This window comes from Bradyrhizobium sp. ISRA442 (assembly GCF_038085055.1).
Taxonomy (GTDB): domain Bacteria; phylum Pseudomonadota; class Alphaproteobacteria; order Rhizobiales; family Xanthobacteraceae; genus Bradyrhizobium.
In genome coordinates this window covers 174690-196397 of the sequence record NZ_JALGCN010000006.1, presented here as the reverse complement: position 1 = coordinate 196397, position 21708 = coordinate 174690, and the positions used below count along the sequence as shown (strand labels likewise).

The following is a 21708-nucleotide window of genomic DNA, read 5'->3' as shown; positions in this document are numbered from 1 at the left end:
CGCTGAGAGCGGCTTGTCGTGTTCGCGCGCCTGGCCAAAAGCGCGGTGACGGACGCGCGGTAAGAATGCAGGACAGACCTCATGATGGCCGGTTTGCTGCCGTCGAACTCGGTGTATACCGGCGCTGCCGACCGCAAGGCCGCTCGATGGCATCGAGACTAATCGTGTCTATAGGTTGGGCTCTTGGCGGCTATCAAATGCATCAGCGTTCGGGACCAGAAACGATCGGCGGGGCAGGCCGAGGTTCATGGCTAGCATAAATCCTGGGCAGCGGAAGCGCGACATTCGCCATTTTTGGAAGGCCCGCGAGAATGACCGCCTTTTCCCGGCTGGGACCGAACTCGGTCATTTTGGCAAAGCCCGCGTGATCAACACGCGTGGCAGCATCTTCCTCGGCGGGATCTTTGAGAGGATCATTGAAAAATACGTAATCGGCGTCGGTTCCGGTCACCACCACCCAATGAGTGATCGTCTTAGCTTCGAACTCAATGCTGATCATCACGATGGGATACCAGCCCACCGCCATCCAGTTCGAGAGGTCATCCAGGCTGTAGGTGCCAAGATGGACGGGGATGTCGCGCTGGTATGCTTCGGCGAGATCTCGCTCCTGGAGAATCTGCATGACCTCCATCTCGCCGCCTTGTGAAGCGCGAGATTGAAGAAAAAGCCCATCATGGCTCACGGCAACAAGCGCTGCGAAGCCGCGCCGTTTGAGGGCCAAAGCCAGACCAACCGGTCCGCAGCCGCCGTGAATGGTCGTTGCCTCTCGCCAGATCTCGAGTTCAGCTGTTTCATTCGGCTGATATCGCTCGTCGAGAGCGGACATGACCATCATCAGGGAAGATGGTCCACAGGTGAACTTCCTCTTTTGCCGATACAGAGGAACGTTCCTGACCATTTGATTTGTTGAGCTTTCGAGGTCGGGACGCGACATGACGTCATCTCAGATGGACGTGAAAGAAGCTGAGCGAGGTCCCGTCTGGCGCAGCGCCTCGCTGATTGTCATGAGAGCAATCGCTGTCGCCGCGATGACGAGACCCGGCGCGAGGGCAATCCACCATGCGGTCATCAAATAGTCTCTGCCGAATCCCACCATATTGCCCAAGCTCGACATCGGCGGTTGTATCCCCAGTCCCAGAAAGCTCAGGGTGCTTTCCAGGAGAACCGTCTCGGTGAGCCCAAGGGTCATGCCGACGACGATGGCCGGTGCACAGGCTGGGAGAATATGCCTTGCGTAGATATGGACCCGCGAAGCGTTGTAGGTCCGCGCCGCCGTTACATGGAGCCGATTGCGGGCTGTCAAAGCAAGGCCCCTCGCTATGCGGGCGTGGCGCTCCCAACCGTGCAAGCCCACAAGACACACAAAGAGTGCCAGCGAATTGCCGAATATCGTTATGACAAGAAGTGCGGTCATCATGAACGGCACGGCAGCCTGCATATCGACAAGTGCCATGACCCCCTCATCGATCAGCCCGCCTAGCTCGGCAGCGAGGAAACCCAGCGAAACGCCCAGCAGAGTACTGATGAAGGTCCCGCTCACCGCAACGAGCATGCTGATCTGGATCGAATATATCAAGCGAGCCAGCACGTCCCGCCCGAGCTCGTCGGTGCCCAACAAATGTTCCAGCGTGCCGCCGAAGAACAGTGGTGGCGAAAGCCGTGCATCCAAGGAGATCTGTGCCGGATGATAGGGGGAGATCACCTGGGCGAGTGCGGCAATCAACAGACATCCGACAATCCATATCGCGGCAACGTAGAGTCCAATTTGGGATGGCTTACGCACCTCGCGGCGGTCTTTCGAAGAACGAAAGATATTCCGGGTCCATTCATGCGCCCAGGCGGTGCTCATCTAAGTCTCCGAGGATTTCGAGCGCGGATCGAGCCAGGCGTAACCGAGATCGACGGCCAGGTTGGTGATGATCATCGCAGTGCCAGAAAGCAGGACAATGGCCTGCACCACTGGAACATCCCTGTTTCCGACGGATGTGACGAAGAGATTTCCAATACCCGGCCATGAGAAGACCGTCTCGACCACAGTCGAGCCGGTTACCGCTCCGCCGATGAGCAGGCCAAGTATGGTCAGGATCGGCACCGCCGCATTGGGCAGTACGTGGTGGATCAATATCCGCCAGAACGGAATGCCGCGCACAAACGCAGCCAGCACATACCGGCTGTCCAGCGATTCCCGAACGGCCACGCGGGTGTAGCGGGCAAGCATGGCGGAGCTTGCGGCCGCCATGGTTATTGCCGGCAAAACCAGGCTCCGCCAGCTCTCAGCACCACCAGTTGGCAGCCAGTTGAGCTGGATTGAGAACACCAGCATCAGGACGATCGCCAGGAAGAAGCTGGGAACGCACAGTCCCACGACGGTTCCGATCGTGCACGCACGGCCTATGAAGCTCGACGGAAACACCGCGGCAGCTATTCCTCCCGCAACGCCCGTGATCGCCGCCAAGGTAAGAGCAGAGCAGGTGAGGATCAGCGTCAGTGGAAGGTGGCTGAGGACGACACCCAGTGCATCCTGTCGATAGATGTAAGAGACGCCTAAGCTTCCTCGGACGATGTTATGAAGATAGGCTAGGTACTGTGCTAGGATCGGGCGGTCGAGCCCCAATTCGCCGGAGTATGCGGCCCGCATGTCCGCCGTCGCGTCCGGCCCGAGTAAGACGGTGACCGGATCGCCCGCGCAGCGCATAAGAACGAATACGCTTGTTACCATCAAAACGAGCGTGACCAATGCGCGAGCAATTTTGCTCGCAAAAATCTTCTGCGTGTTGCGCCTCATGCGGCTATCACCCCTCCGCCGGCAAGTCGCGACGCCCTGCTGGCTGCGAACAAGGCTTTGAAGGTGATGCCGTTTCAAGGCCGAGCCCAGAATTGGGTACCGCCTCGAGTAGGGACTTCATGTAATCCGTCTTTGGGTCGAGCAGCACCTTATCGCGTGAACCGCTCTCAACGATGCTTCCGCGCTTCAGGACAGTGATCTCTGAGCAGAGATAGGCCACGGATCTGATATCATGACTGATGAACAAGAGGGACAGGCCCCGGCTCTCACGCAGATCCGACAGAAGGTTCAGGATCTGAGCTTGAACGGTCATGTCGAGCGCCGAGACGGGCTCGTCACAAATCAGAACCTCGGGATCGACAATAAGCGCCCGCGCTATATTGACCCGCTGGGCCTGTCCGCCGCTTATCTGATGCGGCAATTTGCCAAGGATCTCGCCCGATAGGCCGACGGCCGAAATTGCTGCAGCGAGCCGAGCCTGACAATCGGAAGACTTCATTTTGAAGTTCACGAGCAGAGGCGCGATGATTTGTTTGCCGATCGGGGTAATTGGGTCCAGTGCGTCGAGAGGGCTCTGAAAGACAGGTTGGACACGGAGGCGGAACGCAGCCAATCGATCCGGCCTCAGCTGCTCGCCGTCAAAAAAGATCTGACCCGATTGTGGCGCTGTCAGCCCAAGCAGAAGCTTGGCGATGGTGCTTTTGCCGCTGCCGGACTCTCCGATCAGCCCATGGGCCTTGCCGCGACGGACGATCATGTTGATCTTATGCAGCCTCGAGCCGCCAAGGACCTCCGCAGCGGAGCGCCGAGCAGCCGGGTAGCAAAAGTCGACATTGCGCAGCTCGAGAATGGGTTCGGAGGGGGCGCGCGCTGTATGAACGTGAGGAGGCTCGATCGGTAATGCCATTCATGCCTCCAAGTTGTGGCATGCCACCACTTGTTGTGAAATGCCCTGCAAGGTGGGCCTTGTGTGCCGGCAAATGTCCAACCCTCCGGAGCACCGAGATGCGAAATTGCAGCCGGCCTGGCGCTGAGTAGGTTCAGGGAGGCTGCCTGCAGGGCTGTGCAGACGCCGGGGATGCCCCGAGAGTGGGGGGACAGCGGAGAATAGCGCCCGCGTATAGGGGTGCAGGGGAGTTCGTGCGACGAGATCGGCGCGCCCGATTTCGACCAACTGGCCGGCGTAGAGAACGCCGATACGATCCGACCGCTGCAGGGCAATGCCTAGGTCATGGGTCACAAAGAGGATTGCCATGTCTGAGCGCAGCCTCTCGAGCAAGTCAAGAATCTGCTTTTGCGTGGTGACGTCGAGAGCCGAGGTCGGCTCGTCTGCGATCAGAAGCTTCGGCTTCATCGCGAGCGCCATTGCAATCATGACGCGCTGATTCATTCCGCCGGACATCTCGTGCGGGTATTTTCTCATCGTCTCATTGGGGTCATTGATCCCCACATCGCGGAGTAGATCTGCAGCCCTTTCGCTGGCCTCTTTCTTGCTCAAGCCGCCGATCATCTGGACAGTCTCGCGAAGCTGGAATCCAATGTTCCGAACGGGGTTAAGGTATAGGCTTGGTTGTTGGTAGATCATTGCGCGCCGGCGCCGATCGACATCAGAATGAGGTCTGCCTTCGATATGAATATCGCCGAGACATCTCAGCTCGGAACTTGCTACTCCCATGATGGTCGAACATAGGACGCTCTTTCCGCTGCCGCTTTCGCCGACAAGCGCGAAAAACTCACCCTTCCGCAGCTCGAGCTGAATGGCGTCCAGGAGGCGGGTCTCGGGTCGGTCTGCAAGAACAACCGTCAATCCAGTAATGCTCAGGAGCGGCGGCTTGCCAGCCGCCATGGCTGGGCGCCCGGCATTCCCTTGCTCAAAAGTTTGGACAAAAGGTGCTTCAAGTGCATGCGAACTGGTTTGGTCCATGATTCCACCTTCCGAGCAGACAGTAGTCTTCTGCGTCTTGCCCAAGGCGTTCTCGGCTAGACGTTGATTGCGCCTGGCCGAAAATCCATCAAACCGGTTGGCGTCGGTGCCCACTTGATGTTGGCGCGCTTTCCGAAAAACTCGCCGAGCGAATGGAGCACCGTTCCTGGGGGATCAATCTCGTCGAATATGTCGAGCATCTCTTGATAGGCGGCTCGCCTTTGGGCCGGGTCTTGCGCCGTCAGCAAAGTTGTCTCCAGCACATTGAATCGGTCGTTCCGCCAATACCCACCCCTCTGAAAATTGCTCTGAGACCCCCAGCGGGAGACGAACGATGCGGTGGGATCAGGGTAGTATGTCCCATCGGACGAGTTGTTCACAGCTCGGCCCAGACGGTCTTCGACTTGGGACCAATTCTCTTTCATCTGGATATCGACGTTCAGGCCGACAGCCCGCCACATTGCCGCGATCGCTTGAGTTTCGATAAGCTCGGCCGTGTAGTAGTTGCCGACCGTTTTGAAAGGAATTGCTGCCCCGTTATAACCGGCTTCGGCAAGAAGGCGCTTCGCCTCTTGCGGATTGTACCGTGGGATTGGCCGGTCAGGATTATAGAGAGCGCCGTAAGCAGGGTGTTGATGGGAAGGCGGCACACTGATGCGCTTGCGCCAAATACTATTGACAATGGTCTGCCTGTCGATCGCCAGATTCATGGCGCGCCTGATGCGCGGATCCCGCAGCACCTCATTGGTGGTCGAATCGTAGACCAGCGTGCGGAAGGACATCGTGTCGCCTCCAACCACGTCCAATCGGTTGTCCGCGGCGAGGATATCGAACTGATCTGGCGCTACGGTTGTGATGATATCGAAGTCGCCAGCGCGAAGGCCGGCGACGCGTGCCGCCGGCTCCCGCACCATCCGAAACTCGATCCCCTTCAGCGGCGGCCTTCCACCCCAGTACCCCTCGTGCGCATCGAGGCGTATGTAGCGGTTTTCGAGGGCCTCAACGACCCTGTAAGGTCCCGCTGCTATGGGAGCCCTGGCCCATTGATCGAATGTCGCCGCCTTCAGATAGGCCGATTTCGAGACGATGCCAGCTCCATAGGAGGTCAGGCGTTTGACAAAGACCGGATCGGGCGCCTTGGTGCTAAACTCGACAGTATGTCGACCGGTTGCCCGCACCCCGCTCATCGAGGGAAAGCTGATCTGGCCAACGCCATAACCCGGACTATCCTTTGCGAGCATACGCTCCGCGCCGAACGTAAATGCGACGTCCTCTGCCGTTAACTCTTCACCATCGTGGAATTGAACCCCTTTCCGCAGAGACACGCGATATGTGGTGCTGTCGAGAGCCTCGATGCTTTCAGCCAACATCGGCCGAATCTGCCCGTCCCGTTGATAGTCGATCGCAAAGAGCTTGTCGTAAATGCTCTCGAGCACCCGGAAGCTCACGAGCGCCGTAGCACGGGGATGGAGCGGATCGAGCTCGACGCGCAGATCCTGCATGGCGATCCGCAGTGCCGTCCGGCCAGCGTCTTGGGCAAAGACAGAGGTCGATCGAAGCAAGCTCAGCCCACCGACCAATTTGAGAACCGCGCGTCGATCACAGGTCTTCATCACACATCTCTTCTTAGTTGCACAAACCATTGAGTGCCGAGCTTCTGAACCATGCAGCTTCGCGTGCTCACGCTCGGGCCGGGCGGACTCGGACAATGGTTTTCTGAGAAGCGGTTCGATTAGTGCGAGATATAATTCACACCATGTGACACCATCATGACAGGCCTAGGTGCCTAGGTAGCTGGACAAGGGGGCTTCCACTCCCGTAGGTTGAGATTCGGGAATCGGAGCTGGAAGGTGGCCGAATGAAATTCGTAATTGTCATGCTGGATGGTCTTCGTCCTGACCAGCTACACGAAGCAGTTACGCCGAATCTCGCCGAGCTGTCCAAAATCGGCCTTCGACTTGCCCGCCATACCTCATCTTTTCCCAGTGAGACGCGGGTTTCATCGGCCGCGATGGCCACGGGCGGACATAGTTCGGCGCATGGAATCATCGGCAACCGCTTTGTGGCGAACGGTCGGTCGATCGACGGATCTTCGCTCTCGACGCTCCTGACACTCGGCAGCGAAACCGGTGGCGTCCTCACCGCCACGACGATCGGCGAAGTCTTGGCGGCTCATGGAAGCGCGATGTTGTCGATCGGATCTCAGTCACAGGGCTCTTTTGGACTTTCCAGCTGGGGGAGTTGGCAGGCGGGGGCGCCGGCGTTCTGGGTCCATGACCCGTCAATGTTCGGTGGCAACGCTGCCGTTCGCCGGATTCCGCCGTCGTTTCCGATGCTCCCTCCCGACGAGCGACCGGCGCGTGCGACCATTGAACGCGTCGTCGATCTATTCTTCTCGTTCCTGAAGAAAGAAGCACTTCCGGAGGTCAGCCTGCTCTGGCTTTCCGAGCCGGACATTACATATCACATGTTCGGACTTCAGCATCCCAGAGCGCGTGAGGTGCTCCACGAGGTCGATCGCCAGTTTGGGCGTATTTTCGCTTGGTGGAGCGAGAAAGGAGAGCGGGAAGGAGTACAGCTTATCGCTGCATCCGATCACGGACACGCCATCATTGGAGAAAAGGTCTCCGTATTGAAACACCTGCAGCGGTCGGGTTTCAAGGTCGGATACGAACTCACGCCCGACGTAGACGCCGCAATAACCGCTCAACGCGTTGTCAACATTTGGGCCCGGGACAGAGAGGGTCATCTTCTGACAGAGCTGTATCACGCCATGTGCGAGGAGCCATGGTTTGGCGTTGCTTTCTCACGTCAGGCTCCCGATGGCTCTCCACTTATCGCGAGCACCCTTGCGCTTTCGGCTGTCATGGCCGAACACGAACGAAGTGCAGACCTGTCGTTTGTTCTCGCCGATTGCGGCGCGGCTAATCGGAGCGGTTCGCCCGACGCCGTGTACTACGATGGGACCTATCCAATCGGCGTTGGTATGCACGGAGGGCTTTCGGCGCACGAGCTGTCTTCATTATGCATCCTTGCTGGCAATGCCTTTAGAAGCGGAGTTGTTGCTGCCCCAACCAGCATCGTTGATCTGGTGCCGACGATCCTCTCCAGCCTGAGGCTGCCGCTACCGTCGACGGTGCACGGCCGTATCATCGATGAAGCTTTGCAAGATCGCGAGGACTCAGGCCAGTATGATGTCAAAGATGCGAGCGTCTCAATTGCCTCTTCAGTGCGCCGGTCAACTGTCTTCCGGGAGCTTTACCGACAACGTCTTTATCTGAGGGGAGCAGCCGTAACACGGCTGGCGCAGGTTAAGAATGATAAACCTGGCGCTAATCCGCGCAATTGAAAGCCTGAATCACGGATCATTTGACCTATGTATCAAGGAAAGCGCTGGGAGTTTGTTCGGTCGAACATCGAAGAAGCCATTGCCTCGAGCCGATTTCGGCCAGGCGAAAAACTTCCGAACGACGTAGAGCTTGCTCTCGAATATGGTGTCAACCGGCACACCGTAAGATACGCCATTCGGGCACTCGAGCAGGAGGGACTGCTCCGCGTCGAGCAGGGGAGAGGCACTTTCGTTGTCGAACATCCAACACCCTATCTGCTCTCCCCTCAAACCCGGCTGACCGATAATCTCATCTCGCAAGGCCGCTTGGCGCGTCGTAAGATCCTGTCTGCCGCAACGGTAAAGGCAGACGAGCGGCTCGCCGGCTACCTCGATTTGCAGGCGCGTGACGACGTGCTGCGCATCGACACGCTGAGTTATCAGGACGAGATCCCAATCGTCATTGCGCATAGCTACTTTCCGGCGAAACGCACTCCCGGACTGCTGGACAAATTCTCGGGCGCCAACTCGATCTCGACAGCTCTCAGGCGCATTGGAATTGAAGACTACTCGCAGCAATGGGTGACGATAAGTGCGCGTCTGCCCTCTGCGCAGGAGGCGCGCCTGCTTGAAATGTCGACTTCAGCGCCGGTCTTCGTCAAAGAGAGCCTTGATTGCTCCTGCCGTATTCCGATCAAATTTGGCGAGAATGTACTTTGCGCACCGAGAATCAGCTTCAGATTCGACTTCAAAGAGATGAGTTCCGCGGAGCAGTCGCTTGCCGGAAAGCCTCGATCCGGAAAAGCGCAAGCGAGCAAATCGAAATTATCTGCCTCTTTGAAGGTCTAGGTGCCGTGCCATTCCTGCGATCAAAGCGGCTAGGAGCGAATAACTATTTCGTTACCGCCATCGCTTGTGGGGGGTTTTACGCTTCATGCCGGGACGAGCCGCTCGCGTTTTCCTGAGGCAATAGGCGGCCGCGTTGGTTGCGGCCCCCATCAAGCTTGTGGGTCTTGGCATCGTTACGCGGCCGGTGTCAGAGGCAGCCGCGCAGTTGTGAGGAGGCGCAGCGTCAAACCTTCCGTGATCGTCGTGAACCTCACCCCGAGGCGGTTGGATCAGACGTATCGGCTCTTGCGAAGATGCGCTCGGCGGTGCGCAGATCTTCCGCATCATCGATTTCGTACCACCTGAGATCATCGCATCTCACGGCAGCAAGCTGCAGGCCTTGTGTTTCCACGAGATAGGAAAGAAGCTCCTCAGTGTAGGCCTGGGTAGCTCCGACCTTGATCATATCGTCTAGGGCCGGAACGACCTCTGTCCGCAGAGTAGACGCGGACAGCCGTAACAGATTCATCGTCTTGTAAAGAGGCGGGCCATCCGCGGCGAGATTTCTCGCTGTTTGTTTCAAACGAAATTCTGAAATGAAGCCAAGATCGGACAACAGGACCGCTGATCCCTGCATCAGCTCATCGAAGGGAGCGACTGCAGCCGCGTCTGGCTCTTTACTGATGAGCAGCTGCCGCAATACATTTTCCTCGAAGAAGACGTCGCCCTCAAGAAGGAAGTGGTCCCCGGAAACGAGCGCGTCACGCGCCAGCCAGAGCGAATAGGCGCTCCCAGTACGGTCGTAAACAGGGGATTCGACGTATTTGATTGCAACACCGCCAAAGCGGCTGCCGCAGGCGTCTTGGATCGCCTCTTTGCGATAGCCGACAACAATCATCACCTGTTCCACGCCGACACGCCCAAGGTTATGTAGCGCGTTGTGCAGGATGGGAGTGCCATGGATTTGGACTAGAGGTTTCGGGTTTAGATCCGTTAGCGGCCGCAGTCGAGAGCCCACTCCAGCGGCGAGAATGAGAGCATGCTTGGGAGCATTCAGAGGCATTTCATTCGCCTTCTTCATCTCGAGTGTCGCTCCGCAAGCATCGTGAACGCCTCTGTTCAGTGTTACGTGCCGCAGACTTGTCCGACCACCCCAGATATTGAAGCGGGTATGTGTGAATTGTCATCAACGCATACACCTGCATCAGCCGCTATGTGAGCTTCCTTAAGAGGCAGGGACAGATGTTTAGCCATGTCCAGAGCTGTCCAGAATGTTAGGTCGCGCGCTTGCTGGGTGACACTGGAGCGAGACGGACGAGAGGCCAGGGGCGCATTGGGCGGGTTTTGAAGAAAGGAAACGTTAGGTGCCAACCCTGCGGACATGGACTAGCTGGGCTGCAGATATTGCTTTTCGGCCACGGCGAGTTCGTCATACCTCAGGAGCTCGAAGATCTCGCTAAGCGGTGCGATATGAGATTCAATGCTCGCAACGCTCTCTTGAGCTGCGATGCTATCGCAGATGCGCCGCATTGCAGCTGCCGCAGCTCGCATGGAGTGATTGGCCCAGACGACTGTGGAGATGCGCGCATCGCGATAGGCAGAGACTGGCGTTCGAAAGTACGTCGTCGGAACAATCACGACAGGGAGCCGGTTCCGCCACTCGGTGACGAACGAAAGCATCTCGTCCGCGGTGCTCTTTCGCGAGTGAATCAAGATTGCATCGGCTCCGGCGTCGGCATAAGCGTGAGCACGCAAGATAGCTTCGTTCAATCCGTGCCCGGCGATCAGCGCTTCGATCCTGGCCACGAGAACAAGATTTTCGGCGACTGCATCCTTTACAGCCCGCAGACGACCGGAGAATTCATCGATACCGGCGAGCGGATGCCGCTCACCAATGAGCGAGTTCAGTTTCGGGAAGCAGCTGTCCTCAAGCGAGACGCCCGCCGCGCCAGCCTGATGAAGTTTGCGTGCGAGGAGGCGAGCATTGTTGAAATTGCCGAAGCCCCCGTCACCGTCAACGAGCACAGGTAGCTCGGTTGAGTCCACTATGCGCTCCACGCTCTGGACGAGCTGGGTCCATGAAGCCTCATTGGCGTCGCGATAGCCGAGCGAGCTAGCGATCGACAAGCCAGACGCCCAGAGCCCCTTGAATCCTGAGCGCTGGGCGATTGTGGCGGACAGGCCATCATGCGCTTCCATCAGAAACGAGAGCTCATCATTCGAGCAGACCTGGGCGCGAAGCATTTCGGCAGGCGACGGCTGTGCGCATTGACGACCTGCCGTAGGCCGAACGGCTTGTGGTTGATACTGCATGCCCAAATCCTGGAAGCCGATCCTCGATTGGCGCCAACATCACTGTTCATATCTTTTTGACGTGACGCCGATCAATGACCAGCATTGGTAGTTTATTTAGACGCGCAGACTTGCATGATCGCCGTAGGATTGGCGCCGAACGCAAAGCTTTCGCTACGGGTTGATTGGGGTCGTGCCCTAAAGGCTGGAAGAAGGGCTTTGGATGCAAATGAATGGCCTGGGTTCGCGAGCCTGGTGCTACGGCCCCAGGAAGAATTCCCCACTCCTTGGCGGGGAGGAGTGCTTAGTGAAAGGTGATATCCGGCTCACATAGAGTTGGACACAAACATCGACAGCCACGATTGTCGTAATGCTGCTGTCGAGTTTGCGACATATGTCGCAAGCTCCTCGACAGGGCTGCAGTGGGATGGCGGACTCGCGCGAATGTCGCGGCAATCGCCGAAGTATTTGTCCTGCCTCGCTGATGTTTGGTGGCGCCACTGAGTGGCATGGCATTTGCTGATGCCTCTCCTGTTCTCTCGAGTCCAGGAGAAATTCATGGCGGATGAGAAAGAGGTTGTGCTGTCGGAACGGGAAAGACAGTGTTTGCGATGGGTCGAGGAAGGGAAGTCATCCTGGGCGATCGGAGTCATCCTGAAAGTGAGCGTGAACACCGTCAACTTTCATGTCAAGAATGCGATGCGAAAGCTGGAAACGACCAGCCGCACGCAGTGCGTCGTCAAGGCACGGCGTCTGCGTCTTATTGAGTAACGGCCGCGGTTCCGTTGCCGCTCATACAGATCTAGCGAAATGTAGGGGGCGACTGTGGGTTGCTCCGGCGGAATGCGAAGCGAATTACGAGCCCGCAGCTGTAGAGCCATAACATAGGCGCTGTTGCGTTGAACAGGGCGTGCTTCTATTTCGTCGCCGATCGTCACGGGGCGCCGTGGACCACTACGCGAGGTTAGATCAGGGGCGCATAACGCTCTTGAAAGCTCGACGGCAGGTCGGCTGCCTATGTTAACGTGGTGATCGGTCCGTCCTCCCTGCTGCGGACGCCGGCGGTTATATGCGTGTCCGCAAATTAAGAAGAGTTGATCGTAGCGCCTTCGCTACTGGCGTCGTGGTCATCGGAAAGGCGGTGTAGACGGCCTGGGCCGGACACGAAGACGGCAATGATAGTCCGTGAACCCATTTCCAAAAGCGTGCTGTTGGTAGACGTTGCACCATATTCCAGCGCTCTGCGCTCAACCAAGCGCGGGCGCTCACCAAGCGAAGCTAGCTCAAATGCAAAAGGTTGCGTTCTTCTGATGATGTAGCGGATTCGAGATAAGCTGGACATGTTAGTGGCGGACGCGGCGATCCGGGCATTTCTGAATCTCGGTGCGAATGAGATGGCCTTAAGCGCGCAAACGCATTCCACCTCAAACAGTCCGATGCAGATGAAACCGACTAGTTCGTTGAATTGTGCGCTATGATTGCGGAAACGCGTGCCAGATGGAATAGTGATGGTGCGTGCTTCTCTCATCTTAGGTCGTCGCACGAAGCGAAACACGACGGCTAATGTTCAGGTTTATAAAGTTGTGACGCGACCTAATTGAAGGTTGCAGTGCGCACGCTCAAGAACATCGTTTGCGAGTGCCCGTCTCCGACGGGTCGGCGGATGCAGAAGGGCAGTCAATCCTTCGTGTTCTGCAGTTCACGGCCTGGGAATTTCGAACTCGATCTCACCCGCCGCTTCGATGATGTTCTCTGGATCGCCTCCGTTCTTGAGGAGAGCGTATTTCAGAGCTTCAGCGCGGTCGATAAAAAGCCCGCCAAACGCGCCCCGTGTTTCGCGCACAACCCAGTTGCCGGCCCGATTTCTGCCGACAAAAACAATCGCTCCAATATGGGTTGTTCTATATGAGTGTGAGCTGTCATCTGACCGAAGCGTCATGGTTATTCAGGCCCTCGATTCCCATTCAAGTGACTGCGCTCCGCCGTTGCTCCGGCTCGCGATCGTAAAGCGACTGTCGATTTGTCGTGCTACTCACATCGCAGCATTCGAAACCAGCATCAGCAGCTTCAAAGTGCGGCTATTGGCCGCCAATCGGCTGTGGCCTTGGCTGGGCGGCAAATATTCCTCAACCCAGAGGAATAGCTCAAACGGGAACGGAGTTCTCCTATCAGTTCTGAGAAGAGAGATGGGTTCCGCGAGAGTGCGCTGTTCGAGCGCGACAACTGCGAAAAGTACCGTGTGCGTCTTGCGGGGTGTCGTTGTTGATTTGGGGCCAGACGATGCGGTCGATGCTTAAGGGCTGTATGATGGCCGTCTATATCGTACCGGCGGAAGACCGGATGTTGGCGAGCAAGATCAGCGACATCCAGAGGATTGACTACTACATAGACTCGTTAATGCGCGCTGTCGCCATTCTATTGGTGCCGATCCGGACGGTGACCTCGCAACAACGCCCGAGTCGTCCTAGCGTCGAGGCCCATTGCGCGTCGCCGCCTATGACGACAACGCTCTTCATGTACTCATCAAGGCGATGAAGCCAAACGTCGTCTTGGCCTACTCCTCGTCGCCTCAATCGCCACGACCGGCTTGAAGTCCTGGTTGGATGCAGCAATCCGACCATTTTGCTCGACTGGTCAGCTTCCGGAAAGCTGGACCTGCCATCGTGGCGTAGTGGAGATATCTTGGGGCTGATCTGCGACTGCAACGAACGCAAACATCGTCGGAGGGAGTTACGAGATGGTTCGGATCCATGAGGCGCCCGACACCGCAACGTTGGATTTCAGCAGTACATCAGGCTCGACCCAGCAAGATGAAACCTTAGGCCAAGCGGCCTTTGACCTGAACCTGCACGACATGCCGTTGGAGCAGGAGCCACAAGGAGCTGCAGGCCCTTCCGATGCTGTTGTTTCGGCCGACATGGAGGACCGCCTCGACACGGCCAACCAGAAGCCCGAAATGAAGCTGGTTGTGATTTCAAACCGCGTCGCGCCGTTCGACCCCAATAGACCCCAGACCGGCGGGCTTGCGGCGGGCCTCGAGCCGGTCGTGGAACGTTCCGGTGCGGTCTGGATGGGCTCCTCGGACAACCGCGGCGACGGGAGCGAGCAGCCGCTGCCGCTCGTGAAGACCGGTGCAGGCGATGTGGCGAGGCTCGATCTGCCGGAAGCGGACTATTCAGGCTATTATACGGGGTTTTCGAATTCGACGCTATGGCCAGCATTGCACTCTCTGCCCGACCAGATGGCGGGCTCCACAGCCGGTTATGACAGCTCGGGCTCCGATTATGACAGCTATCGAAAGATCAACGAGTTTATGGCGCGTGCGGCATTCGACTTGAGGGATAGGGACGCGTTCTGGGTGCATGATTATCATTTGCTTCCGCTCGGGGCCAATCTGCATAGCCTCGGCATCGAGCGGCCGACCGGCTTTTTCCTGCATACGCCATGGCCGGCGCCCGACATGATAGAGCGCGTACCCAACTATCGCGAACTGATGAAGTCGATGCTGGAGTACGATCTGCTCGGTTTTCAGACGAACTGGGATTTGAACAATTTCCTGGCCTGCCTGCGGACCTATTTCGGGCTGGAGAGCAAGGATGGTGTCGTGACCACGCAGCGTGGCCAGACGCGACTTCAAAAATTCCCAATCGGTATCGATCCCAAGCAGTTCGCAGAGTATCTTGCGGCAGACCTTTCGCCCGCCGAGCAAGAAAAAGTCTCGTCACTATTGCAAAACTTCGAGGGCGCCAAGTTTGCGATCGGCGTAGACCGGCTCGACTACACGAAAGGTATCGACAAGCGGGTCGAAGCATTCAACCACCTTTTAGCGGCCGAGCCGGGCAGCATCTCGCTGTTGCAGATCGCGCCGCCCTCACGCGCCGACGTCGACCAGTATCGGAAGTACAAGGAGCACGTGGAGAATGCGACCAACCACGTCAATGCCGAGCATGGCACAGACGACTGGAGGCCAATCCACTACACGAATGACTCGTTCAGCCAGGCTGCGCTGGCGCGTCTTTACCGCGCGGCACATGTCGGTGTGGTTACGCCGCTGCGCGACGGGATGAATCTAGTATCGAAAGAATATGTTGCTGCACAGGACCCGGAGAATCCTGGCGTTCTGGTCTTATCGAAGTTTGCAGGTGCGGCTGAAGACTTCAACGACGACGAGGCGCTGCTGGTGGATCCAAACCACCCCGAAGAGATCGCAGACGCTATTTCGAAAGCGGCCAACATGCCGCTTGAGGAGCGTGTCAAGCGCTGGCGATCGATGATGGACAAGATTGAATCCTACACCATCCACGACTGGTCGGCGGACTACCTCCGGGAGCTGGACAAAAGCCGCGTCACGGTCCCGGCTGATCATATCCTCCTTCCCGGTTTCGGCTGGAGCAACGAGGCTCAAATGCCCCTGTACCAGAACTATAACAAGGCCGTCACCGCCTATAACGAGATCGATCCAGCGGATGCCGCTTTGAGGGAGGCTGCCTATGCAGACGTGGAGTCGGCCTTTGAGGCTTTAGCGGCCCCACTGAAGCATACACAGGACAGACTCTGGGATCTGCCGGCGGCGACAGCTTCACGCGATGGTCGTCGCGGACAAGAGCGCCGTGCCCGCGAGGACTGACCGGGCGAAAAGCATAGCACCGCGGATGACAGGCTTCTGTAGCAGGACAGAGGAGCGATCCAGGTCTTTGGCGCTGACGCGGTTCTTGCGGGCGGCGCAAGCGCGCATGAAATCAGGCATCATGCGAGTGGTCCATGACCAGAATAGGGCGATACAGTGAACTCATGCTCCATCTGTAAACGACGCTGATGCGAGTGGTGGCGGCGACAGCCGGCGGGCTGCTGCCCGTTGATCGCTCCGCCCCGGAAAACGGCGCTTGCTCTGGAGCCGCAACAGCAACGTTACGGAACAGTTCGCAGTGAGGGTTGCACCAGCCTTGGACCGGCCCGGATGATCCGGCAGCAGCGGGCATTCTCGATCGAAATCTCGCCCTTGATCTCGTTTGTGTAATAGGGCGTCGTCCATGAGACCACGGCTCGTGCGTCGGTCCCAACCCGGTGGATCAGGATCGTTTAAGCTGGACCGTAGCTCCTCAATTGCTGCTGATGCCCAGCTTCATTTCGCCATTTTGTTGCGCAGAAGAACCTGATGCTTGTAACCGGTTGTTGATTGTTGGCTCAATCTCAAGACGTGTTGCCACGTGGGCCGTTTATTTGGCATTTTTACTCTCCCCGTCTCGAGCGCAATCCTCTCGGCAATCAGTTAACGAACCGAGCTATCGGCGTGACTTCGTTTTCGCAAGGAAAAAGCTCCTTCAACTCGGCAATGCTTCCAGCTAACGGGTCGGAGATCGCCATGCATGCCACCCTTACGATGATGTCGATCTGGCTGCTGATCAACGCGCTGGTCTTTGCCCCGATGATGCCCGTCGACAAGTCCGCCCGGTGACGCCGACCAGGAGGACCTCAGACGCGGAGGTAAGCAGCATCGCTGCGTCCCGGGCTTCCCACTGAAGATCGAAAATGCTGGTGCTGTCTTACAGGCCGTCCGCCGACACGCTGTGATGTCCGCTTGGCAACCAATGTCGGCAGCCGAACATGGTCGCGCAACCCCGAACGGCTGAAACTTGCGACTCTTTAGCCGGCACGCAGCTTGCAGTGAATAGACCGCGACATAGCGCAAGCCGCGCTAAGTCATGCGCTTGCCTGCTTTCCGCCGCTTCTGCTTGACGCGCCGGGCCCCGCGAGCCTGGGCGCTCGACCTCAGCCGGAGCAAATCCATGAAGACATCACTCCTCTTCGCCACGCTGATGTCGATTGCCAGCTTCATCTCCACGACGCTTTCACAGGAGCGAACCGACGCGGCACTGACTGATGATCCATTCCGTTGGCTCGAGGAGATCGAAGGGCCAGCCGCAGTGGCTTGGGTTCGCGCCGAAAACGAGAAGACGCTCGGGGGGCTTCAGTCAGATCCTCGCTATCGTCACTTCTACGAACAGGCGCTCGCCATCCTGCAGAAGGATCGGATCGCAGATATTCCATTGGAAGGGCGCGGTTTGGAGCATTTCTGGCAAGACGAGAACCAGGTGCGCGGCGTCTGGCGGCGCACCACGCGTGAGAGCGATCGTAGCCAAGTCCCAAAGTGGGAAGCCATCCTCGACGTGGACGCCTTAGCCGCCGCCGAGAACAGAAATTGGGTCTTTCGAGGTGCCAGCTGCCTTCCGCCTGAAGAGCGCCTCTGCCTAATTAGTCTTTTCCGATGGCGGCAAGGATGCCGTTTCCATACGAGAGTTCGATCGCACCGCGAAGACCTGCGTTGCGGACGGCGTTTATCTCCCAGAGGGCAAGCAGGACGTCAGCTGGGTCGATGGTGACACACTCCTTGTTGCACGGGGCTGGGGCGAGGGGACTTTGACGCAAGCCGGCTACCCCTTTGTGGTGAAGGAGCTCAAACGCGCTCAGTCGCTCAGTGAGGCTCGCGAGATCTTTCGTGGCGAGCCCACCGACAGTGAGACCCAGCCCCTCGTGCTTCGTGACAGCGAGGGTCATATTCATGCGACCGGCGCGGTCCGCGCAATCAGCTCTTTCGAGACCGAATATGTGGTCTTCCGCCCCGATGGGCCCGTCAAGCTCAATCTGCCGAAGAAGGCCGAGATCGTCACGCTCGCGTGCGGCCGCCTGCTTGTGAAACTTGACGAGGACTGGACGCCGTCCGAGGACAACCGCTTCACGGCGGGCTCGGTGATCCCGTATGACCTCGACGAATGGAAGCAGGATCCGCTGCGCGCCAAAGCCTCGCTTGTCTTTCAACCTGGGCCCCGCCAGGCCCTGAGCGAGTTAACCGCCACAAAGAATGTTTTGATCCTGACGATCCTTGAGCACGTTCAGAGCAAAGCGTTCGTTTATAAGTACGATCAGGGAGCTTGGTCCGCGACGCCGATACCGCTGCCGGAACATACAGGTGTCAGCCTGTCAGCCACCTACGGTAAAGCGGACCGGGTCATGTTTACCGTCTCGAGCTATCTTGGACCAACGTCAGTCTGGTATTTTGATGCCGAAAGCAAAAGGCTTGAGGAATTGAAGAAGACACCGTCTGCCTTCGATGCGTCCAACCATGTGCTGGAGCAGCTCGAAGCCACTTCGCGTGATGGCACGTCAATTCCGTATTTTCTGGTGCGGCCCAAAAACGCAAGGTTTGAAGGCACGATCCCGACGCTTCTCCATGGCTATGCGGTTTCCAGGAGTCGCTTCTGCCCTCTGATCTGGGACCGGTGGGGCGGCTATGGCTCGAACAGGGCAATGCCTATGTCGTTGCGAACCTGCGCGGAGGCGGCGAATTTGGCCCACAATGGCATCAAGCCGCCCAGGGGGCAACGAAGCAGACGACATGGGATGATTTCATTGCCGTTGCCGAGGACCTGATCCGCCGCAAGATCACGAGTTCACGCCGGCTTGGAGTAATTGGCGGCAGCCAGGGTGGCCTCCTCGTTGGCGCGGCAATCACCCAACGTCCCGAGCTCTTCAACGCGGCGATCATCGAGGTGCCGCTGCTTGACATGCTTCGATACACCAAACTAGGCGCGGGCGCCTACTGGATCGGCGAGTACGGTGACCCCGCCATTGCCGAACAGCGTGCGTGGATCGAACGCTACTCGCCCTACCAGAAGCTGGTGGCGGGCAAGACCTATCCCGTTCCCTTAATTCTTACCTCCACCAAGGATGACCGCGTGCATCCAGCGCACGGCCGCAAGGCTGCCGCGAAGCTCGCCGCGCTGGGCCAGCCTTACCTGTATTACGAGAACATCGACGGGGGACACAGCGCCGCGGCCAATCTCAGTGAACACGCGCGTCAACTGGCCCTTGAATGCACCTATGCATCGAGGCGGCTTTGTTCCGAGTAAAGTTCGGTCAACAGGCTGATCGAAGCAGACAAAATCGAGACCATTGGTTATCTCAACGTCTTCACGTTGCTTCGCTGAAATCATCGAAGCCAAGGCGAGAGGCTGATGAGCCGCCGGCGGCGCGACGAAGTTCGTCAGATGCGCAAGCTACCGGTTTGAACAGGCTCCGCCGTTGTCGAGCGGGTTTGCCGGCTCCCCAAATACAACAGGACGAGCAAATAACTTGCCAAATGCGCTTGCTTGAGGATTGTCTCGGCAGACCCCTGTTCGTCCGACATGGCCCGGCGTGCGGCTGACATCCAAAGGCGAACAGCTAAAGCGCAGCCCTGCGAGTGCCTTCGTGCTTGAGAAAACATGCCAGGTATCTTCATGCAGGCATGCTCGGATTGATAATCCTGCTCCAGGCTGCGCAAAGGAGTTCACGGCCGCCCTGTTGTTCAACGTCGATGAAAGCCATCCGCCGGCTCTGGATGAGAGCGGAGGCTCCACAGTTCTTCTGTAAGCCGGTGGCGGGGATGAGTGAAGCGAAGGTCAAAACGTCAGCTGGGCTGAAGCCCTGAGGCGAAACTGTCGTCGACGTCAGGATTTTGGTCGCTTGGACGATGCGGCCGCAGCTAGACCGGGCGATAAGAAAACGAGCACGTGACCAGCGCAGCGACGCTGGGCATCTCTTGCTGACCGTCTTGATGGCCGGGAGACTCTTCGCTAGATCACAATGGTTCACTATGGAGATGCACCGCCGTGGCGATGGGTATTGTGAAGTGGTTCAACTCGACCAAAGGTTATGGCTTCATCAGGCCTGAGGACGGAGGTCCCGATGTCTTCGTGCACATCAGTGCCGTCGAAAAGGCCGGTTACACCACCCTCGAAGAGGGGGCCCGGGTAAGTTATCAGCTCACGGCCGGGCGTTCGGGTAAGATGTCAGCCGAGGATCTGAGGGTTGGCTGATCTGACCCGCCTCCGGTCACGGCGCGGCTAACAATGCACGGCTCGTGCTCCCCTGTCCAGGCGTGATGCACGTAGCTCATGAAGGTGCTCGCACAACCGAGTTCGTCCGTTATGGACCATACTGGCCGGCTGCGCTGCGGCTGCAGGTCTATTTCCGCTACGCCGATGCCATGAGCCTTCGAGGGTTGGTGTAAACAAGATCGCATTGGCTTGATGCCTGCGGCGGCCGTTCTCCGTGGATGACATAGTTGGACGTTGAGTCCTTCAGCAGGAGGAACGCGGCGGTGCGGGCAAGCAGATCCTTCGGCACGTGGCTGACCACGGCGCGCGCGCTCCTTCCAGTCCTGCGCGATGAATTCGTTCAGCGCAGAAGTCCTGAAAACGAGCGGATAAAATTCCGGCGTGCCGGGATGGTTGTTGCGGACGCGATGCCGGGCCGAGTTCTGCCCCGCGTCTGCGAACTGGATGTCGGTATCGACAGCATCTACATACGAGACCTTATCCGCGGCGGGCAGTTTCAGCTCGCGGCCAAGCAGCCATTCGTACAAGAACCAGATCCGGCGCGCGTAGAGGCCGGTCGGCTTCTGCCGCGCGAGCTCTATGATGTCTCCTTCGGTGACGGCGAGGAAGAGCCGCTTCAGAACCGCGAGATCGAGGCCCTCGTACTTGAAGGCAAAGGTCAGGTGTCCCTTAAGCGAGGCTTCAGGCGCATGGCGCGGGCCGGCCGCCCTGTTCGATGAGGCGGTGCTTCGTGCCGATCGCCGAAAGGCTCCGGGGAAGCGGGACGGGCAGCTTGTAGGCGTGGATCAGAGCGGCGTAGCCCACCGGAACGGCGGTTGGGGTCGCCGGCGGTCGTGAAAAACGTTCACTTGTCCTGAAAATTGTGCGCTCATGCGAAATTTCCTGAAGAATATATCCGACGCGTGAATTTCCTTTGCAGAATCCTCCACAAATCAAACTTCCATCCTACCTCATGATAATCTCAAAACACAATTCTCGTGAAAATCGTTATCGGTCGCGCGTGCCTCCTGCGCATGCGACGGTATCGACGTTGGTCCCCGTGAAAGTGAAGATCCTCAATTTCCTGGCGCCGTTCGCAAGTCTACGCGCCAGATTGGCTGCTCCAATCGGTGCGACGGAGAAAATGGGGCGATCGCCGGAGGGGCAAGACTGACTGGGCCCGTGTTGACGCGTTCACCGACGCGGAGATCGAGGCTACGATCGAGAACCATCCCGATTGGCGGGACTTCAAAGATATCTATTAGTCCGATGCGGTGCTGGTGATACCTCGCCGCATCATTCGAGCAAATCGCTGCAAAGCCGACGCTGTCGACATCAGCACGCGGGCTGGCGGGAGCAGTAGGGCGACCACGAAACATGGTCTGGAACAGTCGGTATCGTCTGCGGTATGGCACTAGCGGGGAGACGCGCAGCTCGCACGTTCGCGGTTGGTTCGGCCTTGGAAACTTCCTTCCAAAATGGGTAAAACCTTCCGCGAACGATACCAATCCTAGTTGGGCAAAACACCGATAACGAAATAAGACTTATCGTTGATGGCCCAATGAAATGCGTCAGCGCCTTTTGACGCACTGAGCCTACGGTTCGATTCATTTGCTTGGCGATTTTTACAACGGGCGTCTTCGCCTTCGATTGGGCGCGCAGTTATTTAACGTCCGCTGTGGTGCATTCGCGGCGG

17 protein-coding genes and 1 pseudogene are annotated in these 21708 nt (G+C 58.0%); 10 read left to right on the top strand and 8 right to left on the bottom strand.

The features are described 5' to 3' along the window. Positions 1-202: 202 nt before the first annotated feature. Genes MTR72_RS15475 through MTR72_RS15450 form a run of 6 tightly spaced genes read right to left on the bottom strand, consistent with a single transcriptional unit; the run spans position 203 to position 6322 of the window. Entirely contained in the window at positions 203-934 is a 732-nt protein-coding gene (locus tag MTR72_RS15475; RefSeq protein WP_341510499.1) for a peptidase C39 family protein, read from the bottom strand. 9 nt (positions 935-943) lie between these two features. Next, positions 944-1849 carry an ABC transporter permease gene (locus MTR72_RS15470; protein WP_341510498.1) on the bottom strand — a complete coding sequence of 302 codons (906 nt, stop codon included), beginning with the start codon at positions 1847-1849 and terminating at the stop codon, positions 944-946. Continuing rightward, a complete protein-coding gene (locus MTR72_RS15465; RefSeq protein ID WP_341510497.1) occupies positions 1850-2785 on the bottom strand; it encodes an ABC transporter permease in 936 nt (311 codons plus the stop codon). A gap of 7 nt (positions 2786-2792) precedes the next feature. Further along, positions 2793-3692, bottom strand: a complete 900-nt coding sequence (locus tag MTR72_RS15460; protein WP_341510496.1) for an ABC transporter ATP-binding protein — start codon at positions 3690-3692, stop codon at positions 2793-2795. Continuing rightward, positions 3693-4709 carry an ABC transporter ATP-binding protein gene (locus MTR72_RS15455; RefSeq protein ID WP_341510495.1) on the bottom strand — a complete coding sequence of 339 codons (1017 nt, stop codon included), beginning with the start codon at positions 4707-4709 and terminating at the stop codon, positions 3693-3695. It lies immediately after the preceding gene. A gap of 56 nt (positions 4710-4765) precedes the next feature. Continuing rightward, on the bottom strand, positions 4766-6322 hold the full coding sequence (locus tag MTR72_RS15450; RefSeq protein WP_341510494.1) for an ABC transporter substrate-binding protein: 1557 nt from the start codon (positions 6320-6322) through the stop codon (positions 4766-4768). Between the two features lie 245 nt (positions 6323-6567). Here MTR72_RS15450 and MTR72_RS15445 point away from each other — a divergent pair, with 245 nt between their 5' ends. Both MTR72_RS15445 and phnF read left to right on the top strand, forming a co-directional pair. Further along, positions 6568-8058 carry an alkaline phosphatase family protein gene (locus MTR72_RS15445; protein WP_341510493.1) on the top strand — a complete coding sequence of 497 codons (1491 nt, stop codon included), beginning with the start codon at positions 6568-6570 and terminating at the stop codon, positions 8056-8058. A gap of 27 nt (positions 8059-8085) precedes the next feature. Continuing rightward, positions 8086-8886, top strand: a complete 801-nt coding sequence (gene phnF, locus MTR72_RS15440; RefSeq protein ID WP_341510492.1) for a phosphonate metabolism transcriptional regulator PhnF — start codon at positions 8086-8088, stop codon at positions 8884-8886. Between the two features lie 250 nt (positions 8887-9136). Here the strand turns inward: phnF and MTR72_RS15435 are convergent, their stop codons facing one another. Then, positions 9137-9928: a phosphocholine cytidylyltransferase family protein gene (locus MTR72_RS15435; RefSeq protein WP_341510634.1), complete on the bottom strand. Its 792-nt coding sequence runs from the start codon at positions 9926-9928 to the stop codon at positions 9137-9139. A gap of 323 nt (positions 9929-10251) precedes the next feature. Continuing rightward, on the bottom strand, positions 10252-11109 hold the full coding sequence (gene aepX / locus MTR72_RS15430; RefSeq protein ID WP_341510633.1) for a phosphoenolpyruvate mutase: 858 nt from the start codon (positions 11107-11109) through the stop codon (positions 10252-10254). A 606-nt stretch (positions 11110-11715) separates the two neighbouring features. On the opposite strand from aepX, the gene MTR72_RS15425 reads away from it, so the two are divergent. From MTR72_RS15425 to MTR72_RS15390, 8 genes and pseudogenes are all read left to right on the top strand, one after another. Then, positions 11716-11928: a response regulator transcription factor gene (locus tag MTR72_RS15425; protein WP_341510491.1), complete on the top strand. Its 213-nt coding sequence runs from the start codon at positions 11716-11718 to the stop codon at positions 11926-11928. A gap of 838 nt (positions 11929-12766) precedes the next feature. Beyond that, a complete protein-coding gene (locus tag MTR72_RS15420) occupies positions 12767-13066 on the top strand; it encodes a hypothetical protein (RefSeq protein ID WP_341510490.1) in 300 nt (99 codons plus the stop codon). A gap of 828 nt (positions 13067-13894) precedes the next feature. Further along, positions 13895-15784: an alpha,alpha-trehalose-phosphate synthase (UDP-forming) gene (locus MTR72_RS15415; RefSeq protein WP_341510489.1), complete on the top strand. Its 1890-nt coding sequence runs from the start codon at positions 13895-13897 to the stop codon at positions 15782-15784. 1159 nt (positions 15785-16943) lie between these two features. After that, a complete protein-coding gene (locus MTR72_RS15410) occupies positions 16944-17537 on the top strand; it encodes a hypothetical protein (protein ID WP_341510488.1) in 594 nt (197 codons plus the stop codon). Continuing rightward, a pseudogene (locus tag MTR72_RS15405) lies at positions 17446-18189 on the top strand (S9 family peptidase); the annotation flags it as partial. The gene MTR72_RS15410 and the pseudogene MTR72_RS15405, both read left to right, overlap by 92 nt. 245 nt (positions 18190-18434) lie before the next feature. Beyond that, entirely contained in the window at positions 18435-19064 is a 630-nt protein-coding gene (locus MTR72_RS15400) for a prolyl oligopeptidase family serine peptidase (RefSeq protein WP_341510487.1), read from the top strand. 741 nt (positions 19065-19805) lie between these two features. Next, complete coding sequence (locus MTR72_RS15395) at positions 19806-20012, top strand: cold-shock protein (RefSeq protein ID WP_201759801.1); 207 nt, start codon at positions 19806-19808, stop codon at positions 20010-20012. Positions 20013-20260: 248 nt separating this feature from the next. After that, positions 20261-20752 carry a hypothetical protein gene (locus MTR72_RS15390; RefSeq protein ID WP_341510486.1) on the top strand — a complete coding sequence of 164 codons (492 nt, stop codon included), beginning with the start codon at positions 20261-20263 and terminating at the stop codon, positions 20750-20752. The last annotated feature ends 956 nt before the right edge of the window (positions 20753-21708 follow it).

Excerpts from the sequence above, each read along its gene's own strand:
- aepX (WP_341510633.1), bottom strand. The coding sequence starts at position 11,109 with ATGCTTCGCGCCCAGGTCTGCTCGAATGATGAGCTCTCGTTTCTGATG.
- MTR72_RS15435 (WP_341510634.1), bottom strand. The coding sequence starts at position 9,928 with ATGCCTCTGAATGCTCCCAAGCATGCTCTCATTCTCGCCGCTGGAGTG.
- MTR72_RS15415 (WP_341510489.1), top strand. The coding sequence starts at position 13,895 with ATGGTTCGGATCCATGAGGCGCCCGACACCGCAACGTTGGATTTCAGC.
- MTR72_RS15425 (WP_341510491.1), top strand. The coding sequence starts at position 11,716 with ATGGCGGATGAGAAAGAGGTTGTGCTGTCGGAACGGGAAAGACAGTGT.
- MTR72_RS15445 (WP_341510493.1), top strand. The coding sequence starts at position 6,568 with ATGAAATTCGTAATTGTCATGCTGGATGGTCTTCGTCCTGACCAGCTA.
- MTR72_RS15460 (WP_341510496.1), bottom strand. The coding sequence starts at position 3,692 with ATGGCATTACCGATCGAGCCTCCTCACGTTCATACAGCGCGCGCCCCC.
- MTR72_RS15475 (WP_341510499.1), bottom strand. The coding sequence starts at position 934 with ATGTCGCGTCCCGACCTCGAAAGCTCAACAAATCAAATGGTCAGGAAC.
- MTR72_RS15470 (WP_341510498.1), bottom strand. The coding sequence starts at position 1,849 with ATGAGCACCGCCTGGGCGCATGAATGGACCCGGAATATCTTTCGTTCT.
- MTR72_RS15465 (WP_341510497.1), bottom strand. The coding sequence starts at position 2,785 with ATGAGGCGCAACACGCAGAAGATTTTTGCGAGCAAAATTGCTCGCGCA.
- MTR72_RS15450 (WP_341510494.1), bottom strand. The coding sequence starts at position 6,322 with ATGAAGACCTGTGATCGACGCGCGGTTCTCAAATTGGTCGGTGGGCTG.
- MTR72_RS15455 (WP_341510495.1), bottom strand. The coding sequence starts at position 4,709 with ATGGACCAAACCAGTTCGCATGCACTTGAAGCACCTTTTGTCCAAACT.
- phnF (WP_341510492.1), top strand. The coding sequence starts at position 8,086 with ATGTATCAAGGAAAGCGCTGGGAGTTTGTTCGGTCGAACATCGAAGAA.
- MTR72_RS15410 (WP_341510488.1), top strand. The coding sequence starts at position 16,944 with ATGAAGACATCACTCCTCTTCGCCACGCTGATGTCGATTGCCAGCTTC.